The sequence below is a fragment of the Methanolobus tindarius DSM 2278 genome, from assembly GCF_000504205.1.
In the GTDB taxonomy this organism is placed as follows: Archaea; Halobacteriota; Methanosarcinia; order Methanosarcinales; family Methanosarcinaceae; genus Methanolobus; species Methanolobus tindarius.
The window spans coordinates 1,362,383-1,385,596 of sequence record NZ_AZAJ01000001.1 but is presented as its reverse complement, the minus strand read 5'-3'; the positions used below and the strand labels follow the sequence as shown (position 1 = coordinate 1,385,596).

The 23,214-nt window shown below is 41.5% G+C and carries 21 protein-coding genes; 11 read left to right on the top strand and 10 right to left on the bottom strand.

Going from position 1 to position 23,214, the window contains the following annotated elements; all coding sequences use genetic code 11:
• Window positions 1–270 precede the first annotated feature (270 nt).
• Together METTI_RS06785 and METTI_RS06780 are read left to right on the top strand one after the other, a co-directional pair.
• On the top strand, window positions 271–1,035 hold the full coding sequence (locus METTI_RS06785) for a slipin family protein (RefSeq protein WP_023845080.1): 765 nt from the start codon (window positions 271–273) through the stop codon (window positions 1,033–1,035).
• Between the two features lie 10 nt (window positions 1,036–1,045).
• A complete protein-coding gene (locus tag METTI_RS06780) occupies window positions 1,046–2,395 on the top strand; it encodes an NfeD family protein (RefSeq protein ID WP_023845079.1) in 1,350 nt (449 codons plus the stop codon).
• Between the two features lie 68 nt (window positions 2,396–2,463).
• Here the strand turns inward: METTI_RS06780 and METTI_RS06775 are convergent, their stop codons facing one another.
• Together METTI_RS06775 and hisH are read right to left on the bottom strand one after the other, a co-directional pair.
• Window positions 2,464–3,783 (bottom strand): AIR synthase-related protein, encoded by a 1,320-nt coding sequence (locus tag METTI_RS06775; protein WP_023845078.1) that lies wholly within the window; start codon window positions 3,781–3,783, stop codon window positions 2,464–2,466.
• Between the two features lie 11 nt (window positions 3,784–3,794).
• Window positions 3,795–4,403 carry an imidazole glycerol phosphate synthase subunit HisH gene (gene hisH / locus METTI_RS06770; RefSeq protein ID WP_023845077.1) on the bottom strand — a complete coding sequence of 203 codons (609 nt, stop codon included), beginning with the start codon at window positions 4,401–4,403 and terminating at the stop codon, window positions 3,795–3,797.
• Between the two features lie 172 nt (window positions 4,404–4,575).
• On the opposite strand from hisH, the gene METTI_RS06765 reads away from it, so the two are divergent.
• Window positions 4,576–5,070 (top strand): carboxypeptidase regulatory-like domain-containing protein, encoded by a 495-nt coding sequence (locus tag METTI_RS06765; RefSeq protein WP_245596088.1) that lies wholly within the window; start codon window positions 4,576–4,578, stop codon window positions 5,068–5,070.
• 30 nt (window positions 5,071–5,100) lie between these two features.
• On the top strand, window positions 5,101–5,532 hold the full coding sequence (locus METTI_RS06760) for a carboxypeptidase-like regulatory domain-containing protein (protein ID WP_023845075.1): 432 nt from the start codon (window positions 5,101–5,103) through the stop codon (window positions 5,530–5,532).
• A 76-nt stretch (window positions 5,533–5,608) separates the two neighbouring features.
• Here the strand turns inward: METTI_RS06760 and METTI_RS06755 are convergent, their stop codons facing one another.
• Genes METTI_RS06755 through METTI_RS06745 form a run of 3 tightly spaced genes read right to left on the bottom strand, consistent with a single transcriptional unit; the run spans window position 5,609 to window position 7,903 of the window.
• Entirely contained in the window at window positions 5,609–6,265 is a 657-nt protein-coding gene (locus METTI_RS06755; protein ID WP_023845074.1) for a coiled-coil domain-containing protein, read from the bottom strand.
• A 54-nt stretch (window positions 6,266–6,319) separates the two neighbouring features.
• The gene (locus METTI_RS06750) at window positions 6,320–6,580 is read right to left on the bottom strand and encodes a hypothetical protein (protein ID WP_023845073.1); all 261 of its coding nucleotides are present in this window, start codon (window positions 6,578–6,580) and stop codon (window positions 6,320–6,322) included.
• Between the two features lie 27 nt (window positions 6,581–6,607).
• Window positions 6,608–7,903 carry a UDP-glucose dehydrogenase family protein gene (locus METTI_RS06745; RefSeq protein ID WP_023845072.1) on the bottom strand — a complete coding sequence of 432 codons (1,296 nt, stop codon included), beginning with the start codon at window positions 7,901–7,903 and terminating at the stop codon, window positions 6,608–6,610.
• Window positions 7,904–8,050: 147 nt separating this feature from the next.
• Between METTI_RS06745 and METTI_RS06740 the strand changes: the two genes are divergently transcribed.
• Window positions 8,051–11,170 (top strand): DUF3427 domain-containing protein, encoded by a 3,120-nt coding sequence (locus METTI_RS06740; RefSeq protein WP_023845071.1) that lies wholly within the window; start codon window positions 8,051–8,053, stop codon window positions 11,168–11,170.
• A gap of 33 nt (window positions 11,171–11,203) precedes the next feature.
• Here METTI_RS06740 and METTI_RS06735 read toward each other — a convergent pair whose 3' ends face one another.
• Entirely contained in the window at window positions 11,204–12,103 is a 900-nt protein-coding gene (locus METTI_RS06735; RefSeq protein ID WP_023845070.1) for a Fic family protein, read from the bottom strand.
• A 212-nt stretch (window positions 12,104–12,315) separates the two neighbouring features.
• Between METTI_RS06735 and METTI_RS06730 the strand changes: the two genes are divergently transcribed.
• The gene (locus METTI_RS06730; RefSeq protein ID WP_023845069.1) at window positions 12,316–12,873 is read left to right on the top strand and encodes a class I SAM-dependent methyltransferase; all 558 of its coding nucleotides are present in this window, start codon (window positions 12,316–12,318) and stop codon (window positions 12,871–12,873) included.
• Window positions 12,874–12,903: 30 nt separating this feature from the next.
• Here the strand turns inward: METTI_RS06730 and METTI_RS06725 are convergent, their stop codons facing one another.
• From METTI_RS06725 to hisI, 3 genes are all read right to left on the bottom strand, one after another.
• Complete coding sequence (locus METTI_RS06725) at window positions 12,904–14,463, bottom strand: hypothetical protein (protein WP_023845068.1); 1,560 nt, start codon at window positions 14,461–14,463, stop codon at window positions 12,904–12,906.
• A gap of 123 nt (window positions 14,464–14,586) precedes the next feature.
• The gene (locus METTI_RS06720; RefSeq protein ID WP_023845067.1) at window positions 14,587–16,428 is read right to left on the bottom strand and encodes a PINc/VapC family ATPase; all 1,842 of its coding nucleotides are present in this window, start codon (window positions 16,426–16,428) and stop codon (window positions 14,587–14,589) included.
• 136 nt (window positions 16,429–16,564) lie between these two features.
• Complete coding sequence (hisI, locus tag METTI_RS06715; protein WP_023845066.1) at window positions 16,565–16,927, bottom strand: phosphoribosyl-AMP cyclohydrolase; 363 nt, start codon at window positions 16,925–16,927, stop codon at window positions 16,565–16,567.
• Between the two features lie 104 nt (window positions 16,928–17,031).
• Between hisI and METTI_RS06710 the strand changes: the two genes are divergently transcribed.
• From METTI_RS06710 to acs, 5 genes are all read left to right on the top strand, one after another.
• Window positions 17,032–17,796 carry an RAD55 family ATPase gene (locus METTI_RS06710; RefSeq protein WP_023845065.1) on the top strand — a complete coding sequence of 255 codons (765 nt, stop codon included), beginning with the start codon at window positions 17,032–17,034 and terminating at the stop codon, window positions 17,794–17,796.
• 89 nt (window positions 17,797–17,885) lie between these two features.
• Entirely contained in the window at window positions 17,886–19,118 is a 1,233-nt protein-coding gene (locus METTI_RS06705; protein WP_023845064.1) for a hypothetical protein, read from the top strand.
• Between the two features lie 128 nt (window positions 19,119–19,246).
• Window positions 19,247–19,576 carry a HesB/IscA family protein gene (locus METTI_RS06700; protein ID WP_023845063.1) on the top strand — a complete coding sequence of 110 codons (330 nt, stop codon included), beginning with the start codon at window positions 19,247–19,249 and terminating at the stop codon, window positions 19,574–19,576.
• Window positions 19,577–19,632: 56 nt separating this feature from the next.
• Window positions 19,633–19,983: a nascent polypeptide-associated complex protein gene (locus METTI_RS06695; RefSeq protein WP_023845062.1), complete on the top strand. Its 351-nt coding sequence runs from the start codon at window positions 19,633–19,635 to the stop codon at window positions 19,981–19,983.
• Between the two features lie 387 nt (window positions 19,984–20,370).
• Window positions 20,371–22,260, top strand: a complete 1,890-nt coding sequence (gene acs / locus METTI_RS06690; protein WP_023845061.1) for an acetate--CoA ligase — start codon at window positions 20,371–20,373, stop codon at window positions 22,258–22,260.
• A 21-nt stretch (window positions 22,261–22,281) separates the two neighbouring features.
• Here acs and METTI_RS06685 read toward each other — a convergent pair whose 3' ends face one another.
• A complete protein-coding gene (locus METTI_RS06685) occupies window positions 22,282–23,139 on the bottom strand; it encodes a hypothetical protein (RefSeq protein WP_023845060.1) in 858 nt (285 codons plus the stop codon).
• Window positions 23,140–23,214 lie beyond the last annotated feature (75 nt).

Sequence of the window (23,214 nt, the reverse complement as noted above, 5' to 3'; positions counted from 1 at the left end):
ACGTCAAAATCAATCACATTAATAAACAATAAATGAGTTCTATAATCTGTTGGGTCTGAAATGTTATTTCAATAATAACAATGCTTTCATGCTTTCGTGTACATCCCCTCAAACAAGTACTCAGACCCAGCCTTCTATATCTTTTTTATTGTTTTTAACCCCCTTAAGAGCTGAGCTTTCATTATTTCTCCACCGGCATATTTTTAAGAAGTAGGCTCTTTATATCTATCTAACAAATTCTCTATTTCTTCTTCAGGAGAGTGGCAAAATATGGTTTTGACTGATATTCTTTTTCCGTTAGCTATAGTGGCAGTTATTATATTGTCCAAGGCTATCAAGATCGTTAATGAATATGAACGTGTAGTAATCTTCCGTCTGGGAAGGCTAAGTGGAGTCAAAGGCCCGGGTCTGTTTCTTATCATTCCTATAATCGATACGGTTGTAAAGATAGACCTTCGTGTGGTTGCAATTGACGTTCCAAAACAGGCAGTAATCACAAAGGATAATGTAACCGTGGCTGTTGATGCTGTTGTTTATTATCAGGTTATTGATCCCACAAAGGCAGTCAATGAGGTTGAGAATTTCAAGTATGCAACTGCAATGCTTTCTCAAACAACACTCAGGGATGTTATCGGCCAGCTTGAACTTGATGATGTGCTTTCCAACAGGGAAGATGTCAACAGGAACATCCAGGAGCAGCTTGATATTTCCACTGATCCGTGGGGAATCAAGGTTACCGGTGTAACTCTCAGAGACGTAAGTATTGATGACACAATGCTTCGTGCAATTGCAAAGCAGGCAGAAGCAGAGCGTGAAAAGCGTTCACGTATCATTCTGGCAGACGGTGAGTTTATTGCCGCTACAAAGATGAAAGATGCTGCACGCCTTTATGAGGAAGTGCCGGTTTCAATCAAGCTCAGGGAATTGCAGACATATGCTGAGATAGCAAGGGAAAAGAACATGATTGTGGTGGCTAATTCCACAGATGTTGCAGAAGTTGCAGCCTTTTCAAAGGCATTTACCAAGAAAGAGTGATGGAGGAATTATGTTACATAAGTGCCGGTCATACCTGAGCACTTTTCTTTTTTTAACGTTGCTCTTATCTGTTTTTTCAGGCAATGCATGTGCTGCGGAACAGCAGAAGGTTCTGGTGGTGGATATATCTGATTCTATCACTCCTGTGACGGATGATGTTTTAGCAGATGCTATTGCTTTTGCAGAAAATGACAACTATGAGGCTCTTGTCATCACTCTCAACACACCAGGCGGCAATCTTGACGAAACACTTTCCATAATGGAGCAGATTGCTGCAACTGATGTCCCAGTTATTGGATATGTTTATCCTGAAGGCACAAAAGCATGGTCTGCCGGTACTTTGATACTCATCAGCACTGACATTGCTGCGATGGCACCTTATACTATTATAGGTTCTGCACAGCCTGTTACTGTCACTGCAAGCGGAAGTGAACCTGTAGAGGAAGACAAGATAATCAATGCGATTGTCAAGAGGACAACCGAAAATGCAAAAATGCATGGTCGTAATGAGACTGCTGCCGGGAAATTCATAACAGAGAACCTGAATCTTGATGCCCAAACAGCTCTTGAGTATGGGGTTATTGAGTATGTTGCATCAGATATTGATGATTTGATGTCACAGCTTGATGGTGTTGAAGTAAAAGATAAAGTTCTTGATACAAACGGTGCGGATATCACTTATTATGAACCATCTCTGAGACTGGCTTTTATGGGTATTATCTCCAATCCGATTGTATCCTCGATGCTTCTGCTCCTTGGTGTTTATGCCATCATACTTGGAATCTCACATCCGGGTTTTGGTGCTGAACTATTCGGTGTAATAGCTATTGCACTCGGACTTATCGGAACAGGCTTTGATGTGGATATCGGTGCCCTGTTTCTGGTTGTTGCCGGTGTGGCACTGCTTGTACTTGAATTCCAGGCTCCGGGTTTTGGAGTCTTCGGAATTGCGGGTCTTGTGTGTATAATTGCAGGCAGCATATTGCTGGTTCCCACTGATTTTCCAAATAACTATACTCCGGCTGAATTCCAGCGGACACTGATAATATCTGTGGCGACACCGACAATATTGATCGGGCTTTTCTTCGTGTTCATCATTTACAAGGTATTTGAGGTTAGGCGAAAAAAACCACTATTTGGTGAACTTATCGGTGACATGGCTCTTGCACTTGAACCTATTGGGAACGGTCAGACTGGATATGTTCTCCATAGGGGGCAGCATTGGAAAGCACGCTCATCAGATGTTATTGAAAAAGATGACAAGGTAACGATACTTGAAAAGGACGGTGTTGTGCTTGTTGTCGAGAAATTAAAAGATGAATCAGAATCTGAAAATCAGATTGGTGTCGGACAAGATTAATCACAATATGCAGAAATATAAAATGTGGATTTTTGAGGTTCAAATTTTAGGTAGAAAGGAAATCCTTTCTACTTTCTTTTAACCATTTCAACAACGCGGCGTTTCTTCTCAATTGCATTGAGGGCTGCTGTATCAATGGCTTTTTTCATTTCATCAAAGTCACGTGGATTTTCATCACCTATCATCTTCTTGATAGGCGTGTATGCTGATTCCCTGAAACGTGGTGTAAAGTCTCTTGCTTCTCCGTCAATTATGACTTCTGCGCCGGTCCCTTCTACGACTTTTCCAATAACTGAAATATCGACATCTGCGCTTCTGATGGTCTTCATGATATCTTCAGCATATTCTTCCGGTGCAATGATGAGCAGTGCATCAAGGGAAACTCCAAGGTAGTCGATTTCCAGTGACTCGAGCATATCAAGAACCTTAGGGTTGACAAGTTTTCTCATCTCCTTTTCTTCAAAAATGAGCTTGACACATGCTGTTCTGGATATTTCTTTTGCATCTCCCCGGATTCCACCGTTTGTGACATCTGTCATTGCATGAATGTGTTTTACAAGACCTGAATCCAGAAGTTTCTCGCATGCTTCGAGGAATTTAATGTTGATGGTCTCATCAACGATTTCATGCATCTCATAGTAGAGCGCAGTTGTGGATATTGTTCCACCACCTGCTCCTTCTGTCATGAGGATGACATCTCCTACCTGTGTCTGTTCACGGGATGTGAGGTCAGTTGAAACACCAACAGCACCGACTCCTCCGGTCATGCGCTCCCCGATGACCATGTCGCCACCGATTCTTAAGGTGCTGCCTGTAATAAGTGGGATATTTGACAGGTCGGCCACCGCAGTGATACCTGCAATGTGGTCAAAGACCTTGCCAACATCTCCGTCATCTGCAACGTGAATGTCTGAAAGCATTGCCACAGGTCTTGCACCCATGACATAGACATCACGTAGTGCTGCCCTTGCAACGTGGAATCCTGCAAGGAATGAATAATCGCTAAGTCTGGAGTGCATTCCGTCAACTGTGAGGATGACATATTCTCCTCCTTCGGATTTCACAACTCCCGAGTCATCAAGATGTGTGGTGTCCACGACCGCTTTTGTCTTGCCGATTACCTCGGCTATCTTCTCATGGGTGTAGAAATCCCCGAGACCCCTGGATCCGACACCGAATTCTCCCATTGTAACACCGGATACGGTGGGTTCGAGTACATCACCTTTCAGGACAAGGGTTGCTTTTGCCTCTGTGATGGTTGCCTGTGCAAGTTTACGTGCATGTTCAGGATTTGTTTTCTTGACTTCCAGAATTCTGGCAGTCAGCTTATCTTCAAGGTCAGGTACGTTATTACTGAGCCCTCTTTTTGCGTAGCCTTCAATATCCATATTCTCATCCCTTAGCACATAGCAACAAAGTTCTCCAGTATTTTAAGGCCTGTGTCGCCGCTCTTCTCAGGATGGAACTGGGTTCCGATTACATTTCCTGCATCATTGACAATAGCGGCTGCAAATTCTGTACCGTATTCGCATGAAATAAGCGTGTTCCTGTCTGATGTGTCCACATAGTATGAGTGTACAAAATAAACGTATGAACCTTCAGGTATTCCATCAAAAATAGGGTGTTCCTGTGTAATTTTTATTGAGTTCCATCCCATGTGAGGAACTTTAAGTTCAGAGTGTGGGAATCTGAGTACCTGACCTTTTACAAGGTCAAGGCCTTCTGTTACTCCTCCCTCTTCAGATGTGCTAAGCATCATCTGCTGACCAAGGCAGATACCGAGCATTGGCTTTCCTGATTCAACATATTCGTCAATGGTGCTTCTTAGAACTTCCACGTTCTTCATCGCATCCCTGAAAGCACCAACACCCGGAAGAATTACACCATCCGCATTTTTTATCTCTTCAGGGTCACTTGAAATGATTACGTCTGCACCTGCGTGTTCCAGCCCCTTGCGAACACTTCTGAGGTTGCCAAGCCCGTAATCGATGATAACGATCTTCTTCATGTGAAATTAAAGAAGGGTTTTGGTACATGAATGTAACGATGTGGGATTTTGTTGTTTATGCAGTTTTACCTTTCATTATTTTATGCATTAATTATTCACATAACAACATAAAAATCAAAAACAAATCAATAAATTTATATCCAATGTTCTTTTGTTAGCATTCGGTGATTTTTTGCCAAAGATTGAAAAACTGTTTAATGATGATAGGGCCATTGAGCTTCCTATCAATATAGTAGTCATGTTGGTGGTTGGTATGGTTGCCCTTGCGGCACTTGTAGCTATTATCCCTCCTCCAACTAAGAATATGTCTGTAAATATCGATGAAGCCGGTGAACAAACTTCAAGTATGACTTCCGGTAACACCGTAATAGTTGATTCGGCTACGGCAGGTTCCCCATTTGCAATTGATGTGGCAATATCTGTGACCGATCCTGACGGCTATCCTGTAAGAGCTGCCAATGTAGTACTTCGTGGACTTGGTGGTGTGGCCACCAATACCACGGATGATAACGGAAAGTGCCTCCTCAGCACGGACTCAAGTAGTGGTGGTTCACCCATCAGCCTTGGTCCGAATCAGAATGAAGGGACCATGGATCTCAGTATTTCGACTGATGGTTTCTACGATTTCGAAAAAAAAGATGCTGTAATGATAGTCAGGACTTCATGATCCTGACATCTTTTTATTTTTCTGATTCTTATGTTAGATGATGAATCTGCATCCGTAGGCCTTCCAATAAGAATTGTTGTCCTCACGATCATCGGTATGATAGGTATCTATACTATTCTCTCGGCCGTAACAAGCACACCTTTTGTTCCCGATACTATGTTTGCATCTTCTAATTGCAGCAGTTTTAATTTAACTGGGGGGACTGGGGATTCACCATACCTTACTGTCAATGTCTTTGACAAAGATGGAAGGCCGATAGGCGATGCTAATGTCGTTGTGTGGGGTCCGTCAGGAGAAAAAGCGGCAGGTGGAATTACAGATGCCGACGGTGAGTTCCAGTACAGGTTCCTGGGCATTTCACTTCCACAAGGTAAGACAGAAGGTTACCTTTCTGTCAAGGTAATGCAGGAAGGCTATCTGGATTATAGTAACGATTATTTCCTGAAAGTAAAAAAAGTGTGAGAAAATCGATCTGGTTTTCTCATTCTTTATTTTTTTAAAATTTTAGAGTTTTAGAATTCTGTCCCTGATAAATTTTTCATGCTGTTTTGCTGTTGACCAGATAGAACTTCATAAGAACTGCAACAGCAAATACAAGGGCAATGCCGAATGAGAAATAAGCAGACCTTATGATGTCCCATTGTCCGTTCATGATGAGGAATCCTGTAAGTGCCAGAATTGCGGCTCCCACAATTCCTGAAAGTTCAACCGGCACTTTCACAGAACCTATATTGATGCGGTTGTGGTTCTCAGCTTTTTCCAGACGCATATTCAGTTGTGAAATCTCATTCCTGATATCCACTGAGAGAGTTTGAATTTCCTCGGTTTCCGAGTTGTCTTTCATCATGACCTGCTCTGAGAGTTTGATATTCTCTTCCCGCAGCTCTGTGATTTGTGAATTAAGGCTGGTTATCTCAGAGTTGAGTTCCTGTAACAGTATGTCATATTCGTGATTCCGGGAATTATTTAGAATGAGATTATTCATCTCGGCACGTATTGAGATGACCTCGGTCATTGTGCTCTCAAGTGCTTCCTCCAAATTAGTCTCGTACTCCGGTATGTAGTCTTCCACGGGTACGTCAACAGAGAGTCTTCGTTCCACTGCACGAAGTCGTTTTTCCACACTTCTGACGGTCTGGTCAAGAGAGTGTAACCTGCCGTTGATATCGTCTTTTACCTGATTATCGTTTTTCATGGTCTGCACCAACAGAGCAGTCCTTTTTACTTAAAGTATTAAAAATCTTTGATTTTAGTTGGATAACTGAAGAGTTATATATTCCGAATTTACATCAACAACGTAGTATTTTTGCTTGTTCAATACGATAGATGACGATTTTCTAGGATAATAAAGGTTCAGGGCATGTCCCTGGTAACCTTTTGAAAAAAGAAGTCCCATGGAAAAGGTGTTCTCTGAAGACATTCCGCAGTACATCATATCTATAATGTTTCCGAGGAAACTTTTGCTGATGTTCCTCCTTTCACCGATTCCAAGGGTGAATGTCTCGGTCATATTCTCACCGGCTATTAGTGTCCCGACTTACCAGCAGATGCCTTCGTAGTCGATCTCGGTGCTGAGTTTCTCTGGATTGATAAGTTTTCTGCCATCAATGACAACTCTGTTTGCCATGGCAGCAAATTCCTGATCCAGATTTCTGAATTCGTTCCATTCTGTCATAATAAGGCATCCATCTGCCTCCTGAAGAGCTTCTACCGAGCTTTTACAGTACGCAACATCATGGAATATTTTTTTCATACCTTCCTCAGCCATCGGATCGTATGCAGCGACATCAGCTCCAAGTTCCAGCAGTTTATCAATAACCGGAATGGATCTTGATTCCCTGATGTCATCGGTGTCGTTCTTGAAGGCCAGACCAAGTACGGTTATTCTCTTGTTCTTTAGCTCACCAATCTTTTCCTGAAGGAGTTCGATCATCTTTAGGGGCTGCCTGTTATTTACATCAACAACAGACTGGAGAAGTTCTGGTGCGTATCCTATCTGGTTTGCTTTGCCGATGAGTGCTTTCACATCCTTAGGGAAGCATGAGCCGCCAAATCCTGCACCGCAGTTGAGAAACTGGCGCTCTATTCTGAAGTCAGTTCCCACGGCATCCATGACCTCGTATGTGTCAATGCCAAGCTGCTTGCAGATGTTTCCTACTTCGTTGGCAAAGGATATCTTGGTTGCCAGGAAAGAGTTGTTGACGTATTTAATCATCTCTGCTGTCCTTGGATTGGTGTGAGTTATCTCGCATTCCAGCTTGCGATAGAGCTCAGATACGACAAAAGAGGATCTCTCATCGATTGCACCAACCACAACTTTGTCAGGGTGCATGAAGTCGTAGACAGCCTTGCCTTCCCTGAGGAACTCCGGGTTCATTACAACACCAAAGTCTTTTCCTGCCTTTTTGCCCGAGTACTCTTCTACTATCGGAAGTACGACCTTCTCGGTTGTTTCAGGCACTACTGTGCTCTTTACAACCACTACATGATAGTGATCTTTCTTTGCAATTGCTTTCCCAAGGCTGGCACTTGCAGCTTTGACTATTGAGAGGTCAATGCTCCCATCTTCTCCTGATGGCGTCCCAACGCAGATAAATGAAGCATCGGAGTTCTCAACAGCATAATCATAATCCGATGTGGCAATGAGTGTCTTCTGGCTATACTTCCCCAGCAGTTCATCCAGTCCCTCTTCCCAGATAGGTGCAATTCCTGCATTGATCTGTTTTACTTTCTCTTCGTCAATGTCAATGCAGATGACTTCATGCCCGAGTTCTGCAAAACAAGCGGCTGAGACTGATCCAACGTAGCCTGAACCAATAATGGATACTTTCATGATAAGATTCTCCTGAGCTGTAAATTGTTTGGGAGTGTATATTAGGATTTGGTATGTGATTTTTGTAAGACTCTCTTTCAAAAGCAATTTATTGATATATTCTTAACTCCATTTTCTTAACAAATATTGATTGTGAACGTGGGTGCTATGAAATCAGGATTGTATGAACATATTGTAAACAAATTTCTTTCTGAAAACTTATTCAATATTGATGATAAGCACAAACATTTATCTCGACTAAATGATTCTGATAGCAACGATTATTTGGCACAATATCTGTATCGAGTCCTTTCTCATGCTTTATCTGAGATCAAAAGTGATAAAAGTGGAAAAACAAAGATTGATATACAGATTGAATTATGCAACGAAATACTAGATATTTTGAATCGTTATGATATTGAAACCCAAGGTTTAGATGTTTCTGAAACTGCTGAAAAACTCATGGCTGTTTTAGATGAAAATCTGAGTGTTGATTTCTCACGTCCTGATACTCCTCTTTCTTTAGGCGCATTACTAACAGGCACGAGACAGGATCCTTCCCTAGTTTCTCAACTTAAAAAAGAGATTTTGTCATCTGATAGAGTGGATATTCTTTGTTCATTCATAAAATGGAGTGGCATTAGAATACTCCTAGAAGAACTAAAAGAGTTCACTTCAAGAAAAGGAAGTGAATTAAGAGTTATAACAACAAGTTATATGGGTGCAACGGATTCAAAGGCAATTGAGTTTCTAGAAACTTTGCCAAACACAACCTTGAAAGTCAGTTATGATACTAGACGAACGAGATTGCATGCAAAAGCCTACTTATTTGAAAGACAAACTGGTTTTTCTTCTGCATATATTGGTTCTTCTAACATCTCTAATGCAGCATTAACAGATGGATTAGAATGGAACATAAAAATAAGTCAATATGAGCAGCCATTTCAATGGGCTAAAATAAAAGCTACTTTTGATACATATTGGAATGATAGGGAATTTGAGACTTATAAAAAAGATAACAAGTCGAGATTGATAAAAGCATTACAAGCAGAAAAACACGATAATAATACTGACTTTGTGATGCCAAATTTTGATTTAACGCCATATCCATTCCAAAAAGAAATACTCGAATCAATATGGGCAGAACGTCAACTGCGTAGAAACAAACACTTAATTGTAGCTGCAACGGGCACTGGAAAAACTATGATTGCAGCCTTTGATTTCAAGAAATTCAGGCAGGAATTTTTTGCAAGCCACAAAAGAGAACCGCGCTTATTGTTCATAGCACATAGGGAAGAGATATTGAAACAATCTCTGTACACATTTAGAATGGTTCTAAGAGATCACAATTTTGGGGGTATGATGTTTGGTGGGAATATTCCTTCAAATACGGAACAAATATTTGCATCAATTCAAACATACAATTCAAAAGAAATTCATACTCTTTTAGAATCTGAATATTTTGATTATATTGTAGTAGATGAGTTCCATCATGCAGCGGCTCCAAACTACAAAACACTTTTAGTACATGTAAATCCAAGCTGCCTCTTGGGTTTAACTGCAACTCCAGAACGTACTGATAATTTGGATGTTAAGAAGTTCTTTGATAATCACATAACTGCAGAGATTCGTTTACCAGATGCAATAGACAGAAAGTTGTTGTGTCCTTTCCAATATTTCGGTATTACTGATAGTGTTGATTATTCTACTTTAAAGTGGCAACGTGGTGGTTATGTTCAAAGTGAACTCAGCGAACTTTACACTGCAGATGAAAATCGTGCAAAACTAATTTGTGAAAAAACCATTGACACAGTTTTAGATATCAGAAATGCTAAAGGTCTAGGTTTCTGTGTTTCAAAAGCACATGCAAAATACATGTCTGAGATATTCAATAAAAATAACATTCCAAGTGAGTATCTGACTTCAGATTCTAGTAAAGATGCAAGAAGCTCTGTTCAAAAACGGTTGTTGAATAAAGAGATTAACTTCATTTTCGTTGTAGATTTATACAATGAAGGAGTTGATATTCCAGAAATAGACACAGTCCTCTTTTTACGTCCAACTGAAAGTTTAACAATATTTTTGCAACAATTAGGACGTGGACTTCGGTTAAGTGATGATAAAGACTGTTTAACTGTATTGGATTTCGTGGGACAAGCAAACAAAAACTATAGATTTGATTTGAAGTTCAAAGCATTGATTGAAAATATAGGTCAAGATATCGCTTTAGAAATCGAGCAAGGATTCCCTCACTTGCCTGCCGGTTGTAACATAGAATTAGAAAGGAAATCTAAAGAATATATTTTAGATAACATTAGTCATGTTCTCAATCTAAGACGACAAACAATTGTGAAGAGAATTTCTAGCTTTGTTGCCGACACGGGAATGGAACTATCTTTTGAGAATTTCATAAACTACTATAATCTAGATCTCGGTGATATCTACAAAAAGATGTGCTGGTCAAGAGGGCTAGCAGAAGCTGGAATCATTGATAATTTCAATGAACCTGATGAAGAGAAATTAACTAGTGGCTTGAGAAGAATCCAACATATAGATGATAGCAATTATATTGATTGTGTTCTCAGGCATCTAAATGTGAATAATATAGAAGAAGCAACATTCTCTGAAAAAGAAAGATACCATCTAACAATGTTTATTCTAACTATTTGGAATAAAGAAGAGTTTGCTTCATTAAACGATGCGTTTTCTAAGTTGCTAGATAATCCTGTAATCTATGATGAAATAATCATGCTTTTAGAATACAAAAAGAGCATCATAAAAGCCATTTCTCCTGAACTAATATTGCCGTACGTTTCATCTTTGAGTTTGCATTCCAAATATACGCAAGCAGAGGCTCTCGCTGGACTTGGTTATTTTGATTTACAGAATAATCACACCGTGCAATCTGGTGTGCTGCCTATAATGGATAAAAAGACAGATGTATTTTTCATTACTTTAAACAAGAATGAAAAGGATTATTCTCCAACTACGATGTACAATGATTATGCAATTAACGAAACACTCTTCCATTGGCAAAGCCAGGCATCAACCAGAGTTGATTCGAAAACAGCACAGAGATACATCAATCACAAAAATATGGGTCAAACAATCCTTCTTTTTGTAAGGATAAACAAAAAGATCAATTCTTTAGCTCAACCTTATTATTTCTTGGGACCGGTGGAATACGTAAGTCATGAAGGTGAAAAACCTATCAGTTTTATATGGAAACTAAAGTATCCAATGCCTGCTCATTTATTAAGAGAAACTGCGAGGCTTATAGTTGGGTGACCACAAAACCCTATCAAATTTGTAGTCACCCATTCACTCCATCCCCTTCAGATACTGCTCAACCAGAAACTCCAATGTTTCTTCTAGGCTGTTCTTTTTGGAATACTGCTGTAGGCAATAGTAATACCTGCCCCTGTCCTCAAACAATATATTGATGGGAGGATACCCGTGTTTCAGTAGCACATAGTTCAGCAGTAGCCTGCCAACCCTGCCGTTGCCGTCCTCAAAGGGGTGGATGTACTCGAACTGGTTGTGGATCAGGGCGGCAAGAACAAGGGGTTTAAGCTCATCCGAATTATCCCTGTACCAACCGGCCATGTCCTCTAGTTCTCTTTTGATCTCCTCCATCGGGATGCCCTGGTGCACGATCTCCCCATAGGCATTGCGGATCACAACCTCAACATCCCTGAGCTTTCCGGCAAAGCTCTTGGAACCTTCAAAGCATATCCTGTGAAGCCTGGTAATAAGCTCCAGTGACAGCTCTTCATCCGTATTTTGTATGAACTCCACAGCCTTTGCAACATTCAGAGCCTCCATCTCATCCGAGTTGGTGGCCTCCTCATTATGCCGTAGCAGGTCATGCACCTCTTCCGGGGTAACTGTCGAACCCTCAATGGCATTGGTATTGAACACGAATTTCTCCGTGAACGCCTTCCAGCCGTCCACATCAAGGTGAACTATTTCCACATCCTTGTCGTACTCGTTGAGCTTCTCGATCTCTTTTTTCGTAAGCGAGAACTTCAGCAGGTCGGTCTTAGCCTGCATTTGCTGCATTATCTCTTTTTCAGCTTCCTCCCTGCGCTCCTCAATCTTCTCTTCAGTCAGGTTCAGGCCCAGGTAATGCCGTATCTTTCTCGTCTTTTTTCCGACACGGTAGGAGTGAGACAGGTAGTATTTCGTATTGTTTCCCTGTTTTCTCTTTTCAATATGCATATATAAATGGGTGACCACATTCTATATAGCACTTTTGTGGTCACCTACCAAATACACCTGCAGAGCCTGCCGACCATTTTCATGCCCTCTGCAACCAAATCTCTATAGCAAGACTATTTATGATGAGAATGCCAACTTTACAAGAGATTATAATAAATCCTTGAAATTGTCGCAAAACTGCACTCATAATCACTCCAAAAGAGCATCCTCACATGTCCAATGACAACCCAAACGTATGCCCTGTAGAAAAGTCCGGCAGCCTCGATAACAGGATTCGCAGATGGCTGCAGAACCCTCAGAAGATACTCGGTCCCTATGTCAGGGAAAGTATGGAAGTTCTGGAAATAGGCTGCGGTCCGGGATTCTTCACAATGGATATGGGTCGGATGGTCGGAAAAAGCGGGCGTGTAGTGGCAGTTGATCTTCAGGAAGGCATGCTTCAGAAGGTAAAAGAGAAAATCAGTTTGTCCGGGGAAGAACTGAATATAGAGCTTCACAAATGCGAAAGTGAGAGAATTGGTGTATCCGGGGAGTTTGACTTTGTATTTCTTTTCTACGTTGTCCACGAACTGCCGGATCAGGAGAGTTTCTTCAGGGAACTGGTTTCTCTGGTCAGAAAAGATGGCAGAATTCTTATAGTTGAGCCGCCGATGCACGTTTCAAAACAGGCATTTGATGAGATGCTTGATATTGCCAGCAAGGCTGGGTTTGTGGTTTTGGACAGGCCAAAGATGTTTCCTAATAAAGCTGTGGTTTTGGGGAAGGATTAGAGCTGTATGAGTAAATGCTACCTTTATTCACTAATTAATTTCAGCATACGTAGCTGTTTCTATCTCATAAGGCTGGTCAAATGCTATTCCTGTAATTACCCAGTCTGCTCCGCTTTTCTGCAACTGGAAATATACATCAATAATCTCCGGTTCATTTTCATTGCCCATGATATTAAAGGTGACAGCAGTACAATTTGTTTCAATTACTGCAATTTCATCTTCAACAACCGTTGACACGATGTTGAACTCTTTGATACCACCTGCTTCTATTCCATTGTTGTTGAATATCATCTGTACGCTTGCAGGTACAAGGAAGGCCTGTCCCTCACATAGCTTAAAAGCAGTGGTAAAATCACCTGCATTCACAGCATTGAACATAATTATAACAACATTCTCTGCAGACTCGGATGACGAAGTAACATATTCACCTGCGATTCTTTCTTTTAATCCTGTATTTTGTATCAGAAGCACGGCAAGTAAGAAAACAAAAGTAATGATCAGTGCCTGTCTCAGTATTTTTTTCTTAGATCTTTCTGGTTTCTTTACATCATTTTTCTCTTTTCTGGTTGGGGCAGTGCTGTGAATGGTTCTGAGTTCTCTTTCGGAAGTAAAAAGTTCCCTGGGATAAGAAGCAGTTGAATCTGCAGTTTCAGCGACTTTCATTTTAGGCTTCTTTTTTACTTCTTTTAAATACGATTCATACATTTTCGCAACGTCAACATCTTCAGGCTTTCGGATATTATGTTCATCTTCTCTCAGAGTGCCTGAAAGTCTCTTTTGCATTCCTGTTCTCTGGATATTCATTGAAGAATTTCTTTTATCCGTTGGAATTTTTCTCGGAACCACAGTATCTATTATAGTGGATACTAGTTCATTTTTGATGAAGCCAATATCTTTTGCAGAATTTACTGAACTAACAAGATGTTTGAGCTCTGAAACGATTTCATTGAGAAAACCATCTAATCCTGACTTCCTGTCAGAAGCTGCCCTGAACATCACCTGTGTGAGTCCTTCATTTTCTTTAATCAGGGCTGTGAACAGGTAATGGGTATTTTCGCCTGCCTGACTCGAAAAATGCAGCACATTTGTTCCTGAAATTGTGTATCCGTCTACTGCATAAAGATTTCTTGCACAGGTCTGCATCAGGAATGAGATTAGTTGTTCTGCTCTGATACCTTCAAAATTAATGCCCATGTCAACATAATGCCACGAGGCCGATAACTGGAGGAACTGGTTTTTTGTAATTTGTTTTGGACGCAGGAATGGGCAGATGCAATGTACATCCTTTGCCTGCATGGCTACCATGTGCTTTTCCTGCTTAGTGTCGCGATATATTATGCTGGCTTCGATTTTCTCATCGTGGATACATGCACCTGGTTTAAGTGTGAATTTTGCAGTCCGGGCAATTGTAGGCTGTATGTCGCCCAGTTTCAGTACTCTGTCTTCCTGCAACTCGAAAACCGATTCATTGTAATCAAGGATTACCTGCACGTCAGAAATAATAATGTCTGTATTATTGATGATTCTGATCCCGAATATGATATTATTGTCCGGGAGGATCTCATAGCCTCGTTTTATATCGACATCCATTCTAATTAAAAATTAATTATTTTTGCATATAAATAGGTTTTGAACTCGAAAAATGACAGTTAATTTATTTCAAAACGACAAAAAAAGAAATCATTAAAAAAGAAGAACTATGATGAAGTTTCATCATATTTCTTTTACCCAGAGAACTTCTCCTTCCTGCAAAGCATACATAATATCATGTGCGATCTCTGAATCCGCCCGCACTTTAATATCTCCATGCCTGCCTACAGTTGCTGAGAACATGAATCCTTCACCTGCGTATACTTCAACATCCTTTGATGCAGCCTCAGGCACATTTAAAATCACATGCTTTCTGCTGCGCTCTATTATCGGGTGGTGTTCCTTTTTATCGCGAACTTTGCGTTCCTCTCCATCCTCAAACTTGCGTACATCAATATGAATTCCCAATGACCTTTCAATTTCGTCAATGGTCTTTCCACCTTTTCCGATAACTCTTGGGAGATCTTTGTCCCTTACACGCACAAAGGCGCGGTTGTCAGAGACCATTTCCACTTCTATCGGACCATTTGCATAGTTGCTGATATAATCCTCAACTTCTCCTTCGGCCAGTTTCCATGAAGGGCTTCTCTGTTGTTCGCCCCCAAGAGGCATGACTACAACCTGCTCGCCGTAGGTGTATATTTCAAACTCACTCTTTCCGGTTTCAAGGTCAGAAACAAGAATTACAGGACGTGCAAGGTCCTGTTCCATCATTCCGGCAGGAACCTTTACTGTGAATTCAAGGATCTGTACTTTTGCAATTTCACCCTTGTCAATAAAAATAACCGTATCAACAACCTGGGGAATAACACCAAGTTCTACTCTGCCGATAAGTCTCTGGATAGCGTCTACTGCGCGGTTTGCATGAACAACTCCCAGCATGCCTACACCTGCAAGTCTCATGTCGGCAAAAGTCTCGAAATCCTTTGTCTTGCGCACCTCATCATATATGGTGTAATCAGGACGCACAAGCAGAAGTACATCTGCGGTGTTCTCAAGACTTCCATCAAGAGGTGCGTATTGGGTGATCTCTCCCGGAACCTGCAGGTCACGAGGGGATTCCATTGTCTTAACCACAAATCCCTTGTCTTTAAGGTAGATTGCAACTCCTGCTGCAAAGGTGGACTTACCTGCACCAGGCGGTCCTGCTATGAGAATTCCTCTCTGGCTTCTTATCCTTTCTTTGAGTACATCACTAAGACGATACTCTTCCAGTGAAACTGATGCAATAGGTCTTACGATTGTAATCTCCACATCGTCTGAAAATGGGGGTGTTGAAATAGCAATCCTCATGTTCCTGATCTGCAGTACCGTTGCACCGCTGAATGACATTTCAGTGAATGATTCCTGGTCAGAGCGTGCCCTGTCAAGTAATTCCCTGGAAATCATTTTCAGTTCCTGATATGTGCAAGGTTCCTCCCTTATCTTCATATACTGCACATTTCCAATGGAGCCTCTTTTTGCCATAGGGCTGACTTTGTGTTTCAGGTGGACAGACATTGTGTCAGGTGTGAAAAACTCATCAACAAGAAGTGGTCCGAATTCCTCCATTGGAGGCTTAACAAAATCCACATCGAGTCCCTTTGCTTTTGCAACAAGTGACTGGACTCTGTCTCCTGTAACAAATTTTGCATTAAGACCAACTGCTGTTTCTCTTATGAGGGCATCTATCTCTCCGCCCTTTGCAAGTTTAACCTGATCCGAATTAGGTCGGATGCCTGTGAAAAATAATCCTATATCGCCGCTTTCAGCGAATTTCTGGAGTTCCTGTACTTCCTCAAGACCTTTGTATCCTATCTCAAGTCCACGGTTTGCCTGGGCTTCCAGCTCAGCCATGACAGCTTCAGGTACATAAATATCTACATCCAGAAGTCCCTCATCACGTATCCTTCCGGTAAGGATCCCGTCTATGACTGCACTGGTATCGGGAACAATTATTTGTCTGTTCTGTGAACACTTTTCCATAATTACAGATAAGCTGCTGATTCTATTATAATATTATTGCCGCCATGTTTCATCATCATGTTTCGCTATCATGTTTCAGGCGACAGAAAAAAAGTGTAAACGCTGTTTGTGTCAGCAGTTAATGATGAATAAAAATTCAGTAAACGTCTTCCGGTTCGAAAACTTTCTCCCCAATTTCTTTTCCATCAATAGTCCTGTAAAAGCATGACCTGAATCCGGTGTGACATGCTCCTCCTACCTGCTCAACAAGCATAAGTATGGCATCCATGTCGCAATCTATGCGTATCTCTATGATTTTCTGAGTGTGACCTGAGCTTTCTCCCTTTTTCCAGAGACTTTGCCTGCTGCGGCTCCAGTAATGGGCAATGCCAGTCTCGATTGTTTTCTCAAGTGCTTCCCTGTTCATAAAGGCGCACATAAGTACTTCTTTAGTATTACTGTCCTGTGCGATGGCCTGGATGAGACCATTGTCAAATTTCAGATCATCGAGATTTATCATGTCCACCACTAATTGCTATATACTATAAAATACTATTATCTATCTGTATTAATATAATTCACTGCAAATTAAATCTAAATATTTTTATTATCAGGGGTCAGACTATGGATTACAGTTTTGATGGTACAGGTGGATTCAGAATCCCTACAGGTATAGCCGGACTTGACGTACAGCTTGGAGGAGGAGTTCCTCCGGGAACAACTATTCTCATTCTTGCAGAGCCCGGGGCAAATTCCGAAATGTTTGCCCAGCAGTTTGTTTATGGTGGTCTTCTGAACAATGAAGATGTTTTCTATTTTACTTCAGAGCACCCTGCCCAGGAAATAGTCCATGAGATGGAGGACATGAAATGGGATGTAGAGAAATTTGTAGAGGATGGCCATTTGCAATTTGTGGATGCATATCTTCCTAGATTCTACGGTGTTCTTCCAAAAGAGTTCACAAGTGAACTGTCTGCAAAGGAATTCCTTAAAAAGGGAATAGATTCCATGACTCTTCTTAAAACAGCCGCCAAACAGCCAAGAGAACAGAAATACCGCGGTGTTGTGGACTCTATATCATATTTCCTGAGAGCTTATGACCTTAACAACGTTGTGGAAGTTATTGAGATGATTTCTTCCATTGGAAAGGCAACCGGGGCCATCCACCTTATTTTGATGACAAGCGGGATGCATGACTCTATTACAGAGAATACTCTGCGTCACATCTGTGACGGTGTTATTGAGTTCAGGATAAAGGAACGTGGTAGTGAAATTGAAAGGACTATCATGATTAGGAAAATGCGTGGGATGCTGGTTCCTAACAGGACAATTTCCTATATGGTAACAAATAAGGGGATTGAACTTGAAACAACTACCCGTGTCCTATGATATCGACCCTATTCAGGGTCTTTTTTACCTTTATGTTTTTATTCACAGAAAGCTATTTTAGTTAACCTGTAAAAAGGATAATGATCATAATGAAACAGAAACTAGTGCGAATATTGAGGGATATCTTCACATCAGCGGGCTATGATATGTCCGATTCATTCAGATATGACCTTATAGCCGAAAAAGACGGCACAAAGACATTTTTTAAACTTTCATACAATCCTGACCTTGATGACATCAGGGATTTCAAAAGCCAGGTGGTGGAGGGACAGGGTCTTTACATACTGGCAAGCGATGTCAGTGAGTCATTCTTACTCAATGCACGTGACATCGGTGTAAACGTGTGGACACGTGATGATGTGGCTACAAGGATTGGCAGGGCAATACTTGCAGATATGGAAGGAACAACTAATGAACTTGAACTTCTGGATGTATTGTGTGCTAAGAAACCTGCTTCCAGCAGTGTTGATGAGGTTGCAAAGGAAGCTATCAACGCAATATTTGGAACCGGTTCTTCTCCACATGTTGATGAAAAGGTTCTTGATGAATCTCTGGCTTCACGCCCGCAGAGACCTGTTATTGTCCCGGACGACGCTCCTATGGAAGTCAGGTATTATCGCCCTCGTGCTGCTGCAGAGGTAGAATTAGCTCCTGAAGGGTCTTATGTATCTGAAGCATTTGAGGAACCGGAAGCAAAACCAGAGATGGAACTTTCTCATGAAACCCTTGCAGCTCCGGCAACTCCGGCAATAGAAGAACCCATTGTAATGAGCCTTCACTCACCGCCGGTGAATATATCCGTTGACAAGGCTTATTCCCTGGCTGCTCCGCACATCCGTGGTGCCAATACGGCAATATTGAAGTTTGTACCTTTCTGGATGTATGATTACTCTCTTAATGTGGAACACCGTTACCGTTCCAAAATTATAGATATCTCAGGAGACGGTTCCGGATATGTTAATGCCCTGAACGGTAATCAGGAAAAGATGAACCTTCAGAATGTGCAGAAGACAGTTACAGTCCCAAATGTGGAATATGATGTCAAGATGCCTGTGACTACAGAGGATGAAACTACTAAGAAATTGCTTGATGATATTATTGAGGAATATACACGTGACCTGCGTTTTGATGATACTAAGGGCGATGCAATAATCTCTGAACACAAAAGGTTTAAGCCAGCAGCATCAGATATTAACCTTAGTGTAGAACTTGTCTATGTACCTGTATGGGAAGTCAAAGGCCAGAGAAACTCAGTGGAGATCAATGCTTCAAGCGGGGAAGTTCTGAGAAATCCGGTTGATGACGACGTAGAATTCGTCTGAGTTCTGAGTTTTACAGGCGGCCAGAATGTTCGTACCAATGCGAATATACTTATATATCAAAAACACATATAAGGGATTACCCGGTAGTCACCTTGTATCAATTTCAAATAAATAATGAGGAATCAACAATGGTAGAAATAACTGACAATGCAGCAGTCGAATTAAAAGCACTGCTTGAAGAACAGGGTAAAGAAGGTCTCGCTCTTAGAGTATTTGTTGCAGGCATGAGCTGCTGCGGTGTGCAGTATGGAATGTCACTTGAGGACGATATCAGCGAAGAACATGACCTTGTAGTTGAGGACAAAGGACTTAAGATCGTCATGAACAAGGACGATGCAGATGGTCTTTCAGAAGCAAAGATCGATTATGTAGATGGTCCTTCCGGTAAGGGCTTTATCATCGACAACCAGAATGGTGGCGGCTGTAACACTTCATCCTGTGGCGGCGGTTGCTGCTAAGCAAGATTTATCTGGTTAATTTAATAATTCAAAATAATTTCATATAAGGTGATTACATGTTTCCGGGAATAGGTGGCAGGGGAATGAACCCTGCAAAAGTTAAGCAGATGATGAAACAGATGGGTATAAACATCACTGAGATCGATGATGTTGAGCAGGTTATTATCAGGACTCCTGAAAAGGATATTGTTTTTAACGATGCAAATGTCTCCATCATGAATGCTCAGGGTGTAGATACTTACCAGGTAGTCGGTACTCCGGAAGAAGTCGCCAGGGAATTGCAAATTCCTGATGATGATGTGAGAATGGTTGCTGAGCAGGCGGGCGTTTCGCAGGAACAGGCTCTTGAAGCTTTGAAGACTGCAAACGGTGATCTGGCAGAAGCAATTCTGGCACTTTCATCATAATTCTTTTCTCTTTTTTAGTTCTGATCTTGATTTCATCCAGAGATAATTCTGTCTGAATTTAGGTTTTGATATTGTTTTTCTCCTGTTAGTCTACATGGTCTCTCATATTTTTTCATACTATTGTGGTTGTTTTTATTACATGGTATCTGTCTGGAGACCAAAATAGGTATATATTATTATCATGATTATACATGATGATTGAGGAGTGACTAAACTTAGTTTGCTCTTTCAATGCGGTCCCTTTCATGTCCCGGGGTTCCATAAGAACCTTTGTTTGTTTTTCAAAATGACATGAGACGGTTGCTCTGCAGGTATTGGTTCAAGACTCTGAGATTAATCAGGGTCATAAAAGAAACATAATGGTTATTAGTTATAAATGGAGTAAACATGTCTGAAAATTTTGATGTCAAATTGGATGGGAAAAGCTATCTTCCTGATCCTTCCGTAAAAGAAAATTCATGGATAGGCGATTATGAAACTGCTTACAATGAATTCCTTAAAGATCCTGAAAAACACTGGGAAAACGTTGCTGAAGAACTGGAATGGTTTGAGAAGTGGGATAAGGTCAGAGAATGGGACCACCCATATGCAAAATGGTTTACCAATGCTAAAATGAATATCACTCACAACTGTCTTGACAGGCATGTGATGAACGGTAAAAGGAACAAGGTAGCTATCATCTGGGTAGGTGATGATGGCAAGGAAGAGATTCTCACATATCGCCAGCTTTACCGTGAGGTTATGAGATTTGCAAACGGTCTCAAGTCCCTTGGAGTAGAGAAGGGTGACAGAGTTTGTATCTACATGCCGTTTGTCCCGGAGCAGATTATTGCAATGCTCGCATGTGCACGTATCGGTGCCGTACACAGTGTTGTATTTGGCGGATTCGGTGCAAATGCGCTTCACTCCAGAATCAAGGATGCACAGGCAAAGATTGTCATTACTGCTGATGCAAGTCTCAGGCGTGGAAAGAGGATTGACCTCAAGACTCTTGTAGATGAGGCTGTTGTTAATGCTTCCAGTGTAGAGAAGATTGTTGTTCTAAGGAGAATGACACCTCAGATGGAACTTTTCTCTGAGATTGAGGTCGATTTCTATGAAATAATGGAAGATGTGGAAAAGGAATGTGAGCCTGAGGTAATGGATTCCGAGGATCCGCTGTTCATCCTGTACACCAGTGGTACAACAGGTCCTGCAAAGGGAATCGTTCACGCATGCGGCGGTTACATGGTTGGTACATATTATACTACAAAGAACATGTTCGACCTCCAGGAGAGCGATGTCATGTGGTGTACGGCAGACCCGGGATGGATCACAGGCCACAGTTACATTGTATATGGTCCACTTGCCATGGGAGCAACTATCCTGATATCCGAAACAACTCCTGATTATCCAGACCCTGGTGTCTGGTGGAGCATGATAGAGGAGTTTGATGTCACTATCTTCTACACAGCACCGACTGCTATCAGAATGTTTATGAGAATGGGTGAGGAGTGGCCTGAAAAGTACAACCTCAGTTCACTGAGAATACTGGGTTCTGTAGGTGAACCACTCAACCCGGAGGCGTTTGAGTGGTACTATCGTGTAATCGGTAAGGAAAAGTGTCCGATACTTGATACGTGGTGGCAGACTGAGACCGGAATGCACATGCTTACAACCGCTATTGGTGAGCCGATGAAACCTGGCTTTGCAGGCCGTCCGGTTCCGGGTATAGTTGCAGATGTCGTTGATGAAAATGGAGAACCGGTTCCAGCCGGAACAGGTGGTTTCCTTGTTATTAAGGAACCCTGGCCTTCCATGATGAGAACGGTTTACAACAACGATGAGAGGTATCGCCAGTACTGGAGCACTGTTGGGAACTACTACGCAGCAGGCGACCTTGCTGTAAAGGATGAGGACGGCTACATCATGATCCTCGGTCGTTCAGATGATGTCCTGATCGTTGCCGGTCACAACATCGGTAGTGCAGAAGTTGAAAGTGCCCTCGTTTCCCATGAAGCTGTTGCAGAAGCAGCAGTTATCGGAAAACCAGACCCACTCAAGGGAGATTCTATCAAGGCTTTCATTATTCTACGTATGGGCTACACAGCCAGCGATAAACTCAAACTGGAACTTGTCTACCACGTCAGGATGAACCTCGGTCCGATAGCAATTCCATCAGAGATCGAGTTCGTGGAATCCCTGCCAAAGACCCGAAGCGGAAAAATAATGAGACGTCTCCTCAAGGCTCAGGAACTTGGCCAGGACCCCGGAGACATTTCTACACTGGAGGACTAATTCCTCCTTTTATTTTCTTTTTTAGTCTTTCCTTGCGTTAAAAATAGCAATCAATGCAAAAACCATGATTGCAATGGTTGCTGTGAAGCCGGCAGTTTCTTTCTCTTCCGAATCATTGATGTTTTCAGCAGTTTCCTGACTGTTATTTTCTTGTTCATCTACAATATAATACTCATATTCTTCTGTTTCTTCATTGTCTACAAAATCCCTACCATACTCCGGCACAGGTTCAGAGCCATAGTATCCGATTTGTTGAACAGCATCTTCCTTGACAATTAAAGATATATTTGTTTCATTGGTAATTGTTTCATAATACCACGGTCTTAGGTTGGAAGGAGCTGAGAAATTATCTGTGTATTTTTGTATTATGTTTATTGAAGCTTGTGAAGTTACATCTTCATAAAAGAAAACAGCTAATTTTACATTCCCATCTTCCATCTTTGCATAATATGGAACGTCCGTACCATAATATTGATACTTGTTCTCCACCGGAATTTCTCCCATCCATCTCAGTCCTACATTATCCGGCAGGTCAGCCGCAGTATAATCTGCTGGCATTGAAAACACATATGCTTCGGAGCCGGCGTAACTTAAAACATGAAGGCCATATAATTCTAACAATTCAAACTGTACTTCACCTGGAATTTCGTAAAACTGGAGCAGTAAATGTTTCCTTTCAGTTCCATTCTCTAAAGTTTCCTTCTCGTTGTCATTCAAATTAGCCCCAAACTCCATCGGTTCAGGTGTGTAAACTTCGCCACCGTAATTCTGGAAAGTGTATTTGTCAGAATCGTTGGTTTGGTCTGCACTTGCAACTAATGTGCACGCTCCAGTTATTACCAAAAATACGATTATCAATTCTATCTTTTTCTTAAACATTGCATGCACATCCTTTTGCCTGATTTCACCCGATTTGATCTGAGTATTTAATATCAAAGAAATTGTAATGTATAT

What these genes read in the sequence shown, in the direction of transcription:
- METTI_RS06785 (WP_023845080.1), top strand. Translation starts at nt 271, where the DNA reads ATGGTTTTGACTGATATTCTTTTTCCGTTAGCTATAGTGGCAGTTATT.
- METTI_RS06780 (WP_023845079.1), top strand. Translation starts at nt 1,046, where the DNA reads ATGTTACATAAGTGCCGGTCATACCTGAGCACTTTTCTTTTTTTAACG.
- METTI_RS06775 (WP_023845078.1), bottom strand. Translation starts at nt 3,783, where the DNA reads ATGGATATTGAAGGCTACGCAAAAAGAGGGCTCAGTAATAACGTACCT.
- hisH (WP_023845077.1), bottom strand. Translation starts at nt 4,403, where the DNA reads ATGAAGAAGATCGTTATCATCGATTACGGGCTTGGCAACCTCAGAAGT.
- METTI_RS06760 (WP_023845075.1), top strand. Translation starts at nt 5,101, where the DNA reads ATGTTAGATGATGAATCTGCATCCGTAGGCCTTCCAATAAGAATTGTT.
- METTI_RS06755 (WP_023845074.1), bottom strand. Translation starts at nt 6,265, where the DNA reads ATGAAAAACGATAATCAGGTAAAAGACGATATCAACGGCAGGTTACAC.
- METTI_RS06750 (WP_023845073.1), bottom strand. Translation starts at nt 6,580, where the DNA reads ATGACCGAGACATTCACCCTTGGAATCGGTGAAAGGAGGAACATCAGC.
- METTI_RS06745 (WP_023845072.1), bottom strand. Translation starts at nt 7,903, where the DNA reads ATGAAAGTATCCATTATTGGTTCAGGCTACGTTGGATCAGTCTCAGCC.
- METTI_RS06740 (WP_023845071.1), top strand. Translation starts at nt 8,051, where the DNA reads ATGAAATCAGGATTGTATGAACATATTGTAAACAAATTTCTTTCTGAA.
- METTI_RS06735 (WP_023845070.1), bottom strand. Translation starts at nt 12,103, where the DNA reads ATGCATATTGAAAAGAGAAAACAGGGAAACAATACGAAATACTACCTG.
- METTI_RS06730 (WP_023845069.1), top strand. Translation starts at nt 12,316, where the DNA reads ATGTCCAATGACAACCCAAACGTATGCCCTGTAGAAAAGTCCGGCAGC.
- METTI_RS06725 (WP_023845068.1), bottom strand. Translation starts at nt 14,463, where the DNA reads ATGGATGTCGATATAAAACGAGGCTATGAGATCCTCCCGGACAATAAT.
- METTI_RS06720 (WP_023845067.1), bottom strand. Translation starts at nt 16,428, where the DNA reads ATGGAAAAGTGTTCACAGAACAGACAAATAATTGTTCCCGATACCAGT.
- hisI (WP_023845066.1), bottom strand. Translation starts at nt 16,927, where the DNA reads ATGATAAATCTCGATGATCTGAAATTTGACAATGGTCTCATCCAGGCC.
- METTI_RS06710 (WP_023845065.1), top strand. Translation starts at nt 17,032, where the DNA reads ATGGATTACAGTTTTGATGGTACAGGTGGATTCAGAATCCCTACAGGT.
- METTI_RS06705 (WP_023845064.1), top strand. Translation starts at nt 17,886, where the DNA reads ATGAAACAGAAACTAGTGCGAATATTGAGGGATATCTTCACATCAGCG.
- METTI_RS06700 (WP_023845063.1), top strand. Translation starts at nt 19,247, where the DNA reads ATGGTAGAAATAACTGACAATGCAGCAGTCGAATTAAAAGCACTGCTT.
- METTI_RS06695 (WP_023845062.1), top strand. Translation starts at nt 19,633, where the DNA reads ATGTTTCCGGGAATAGGTGGCAGGGGAATGAACCCTGCAAAAGTTAAG.
- acs (WP_023845061.1), top strand. Translation starts at nt 20,371, where the DNA reads ATGTCTGAAAATTTTGATGTCAAATTGGATGGGAAAAGCTATCTTCCT.
- METTI_RS06685 (WP_023845060.1), bottom strand. Translation starts at nt 23,139, where the DNA reads ATGTTTAAGAAAAAGATAGAATTGATAATCGTATTTTTGGTAATAACT.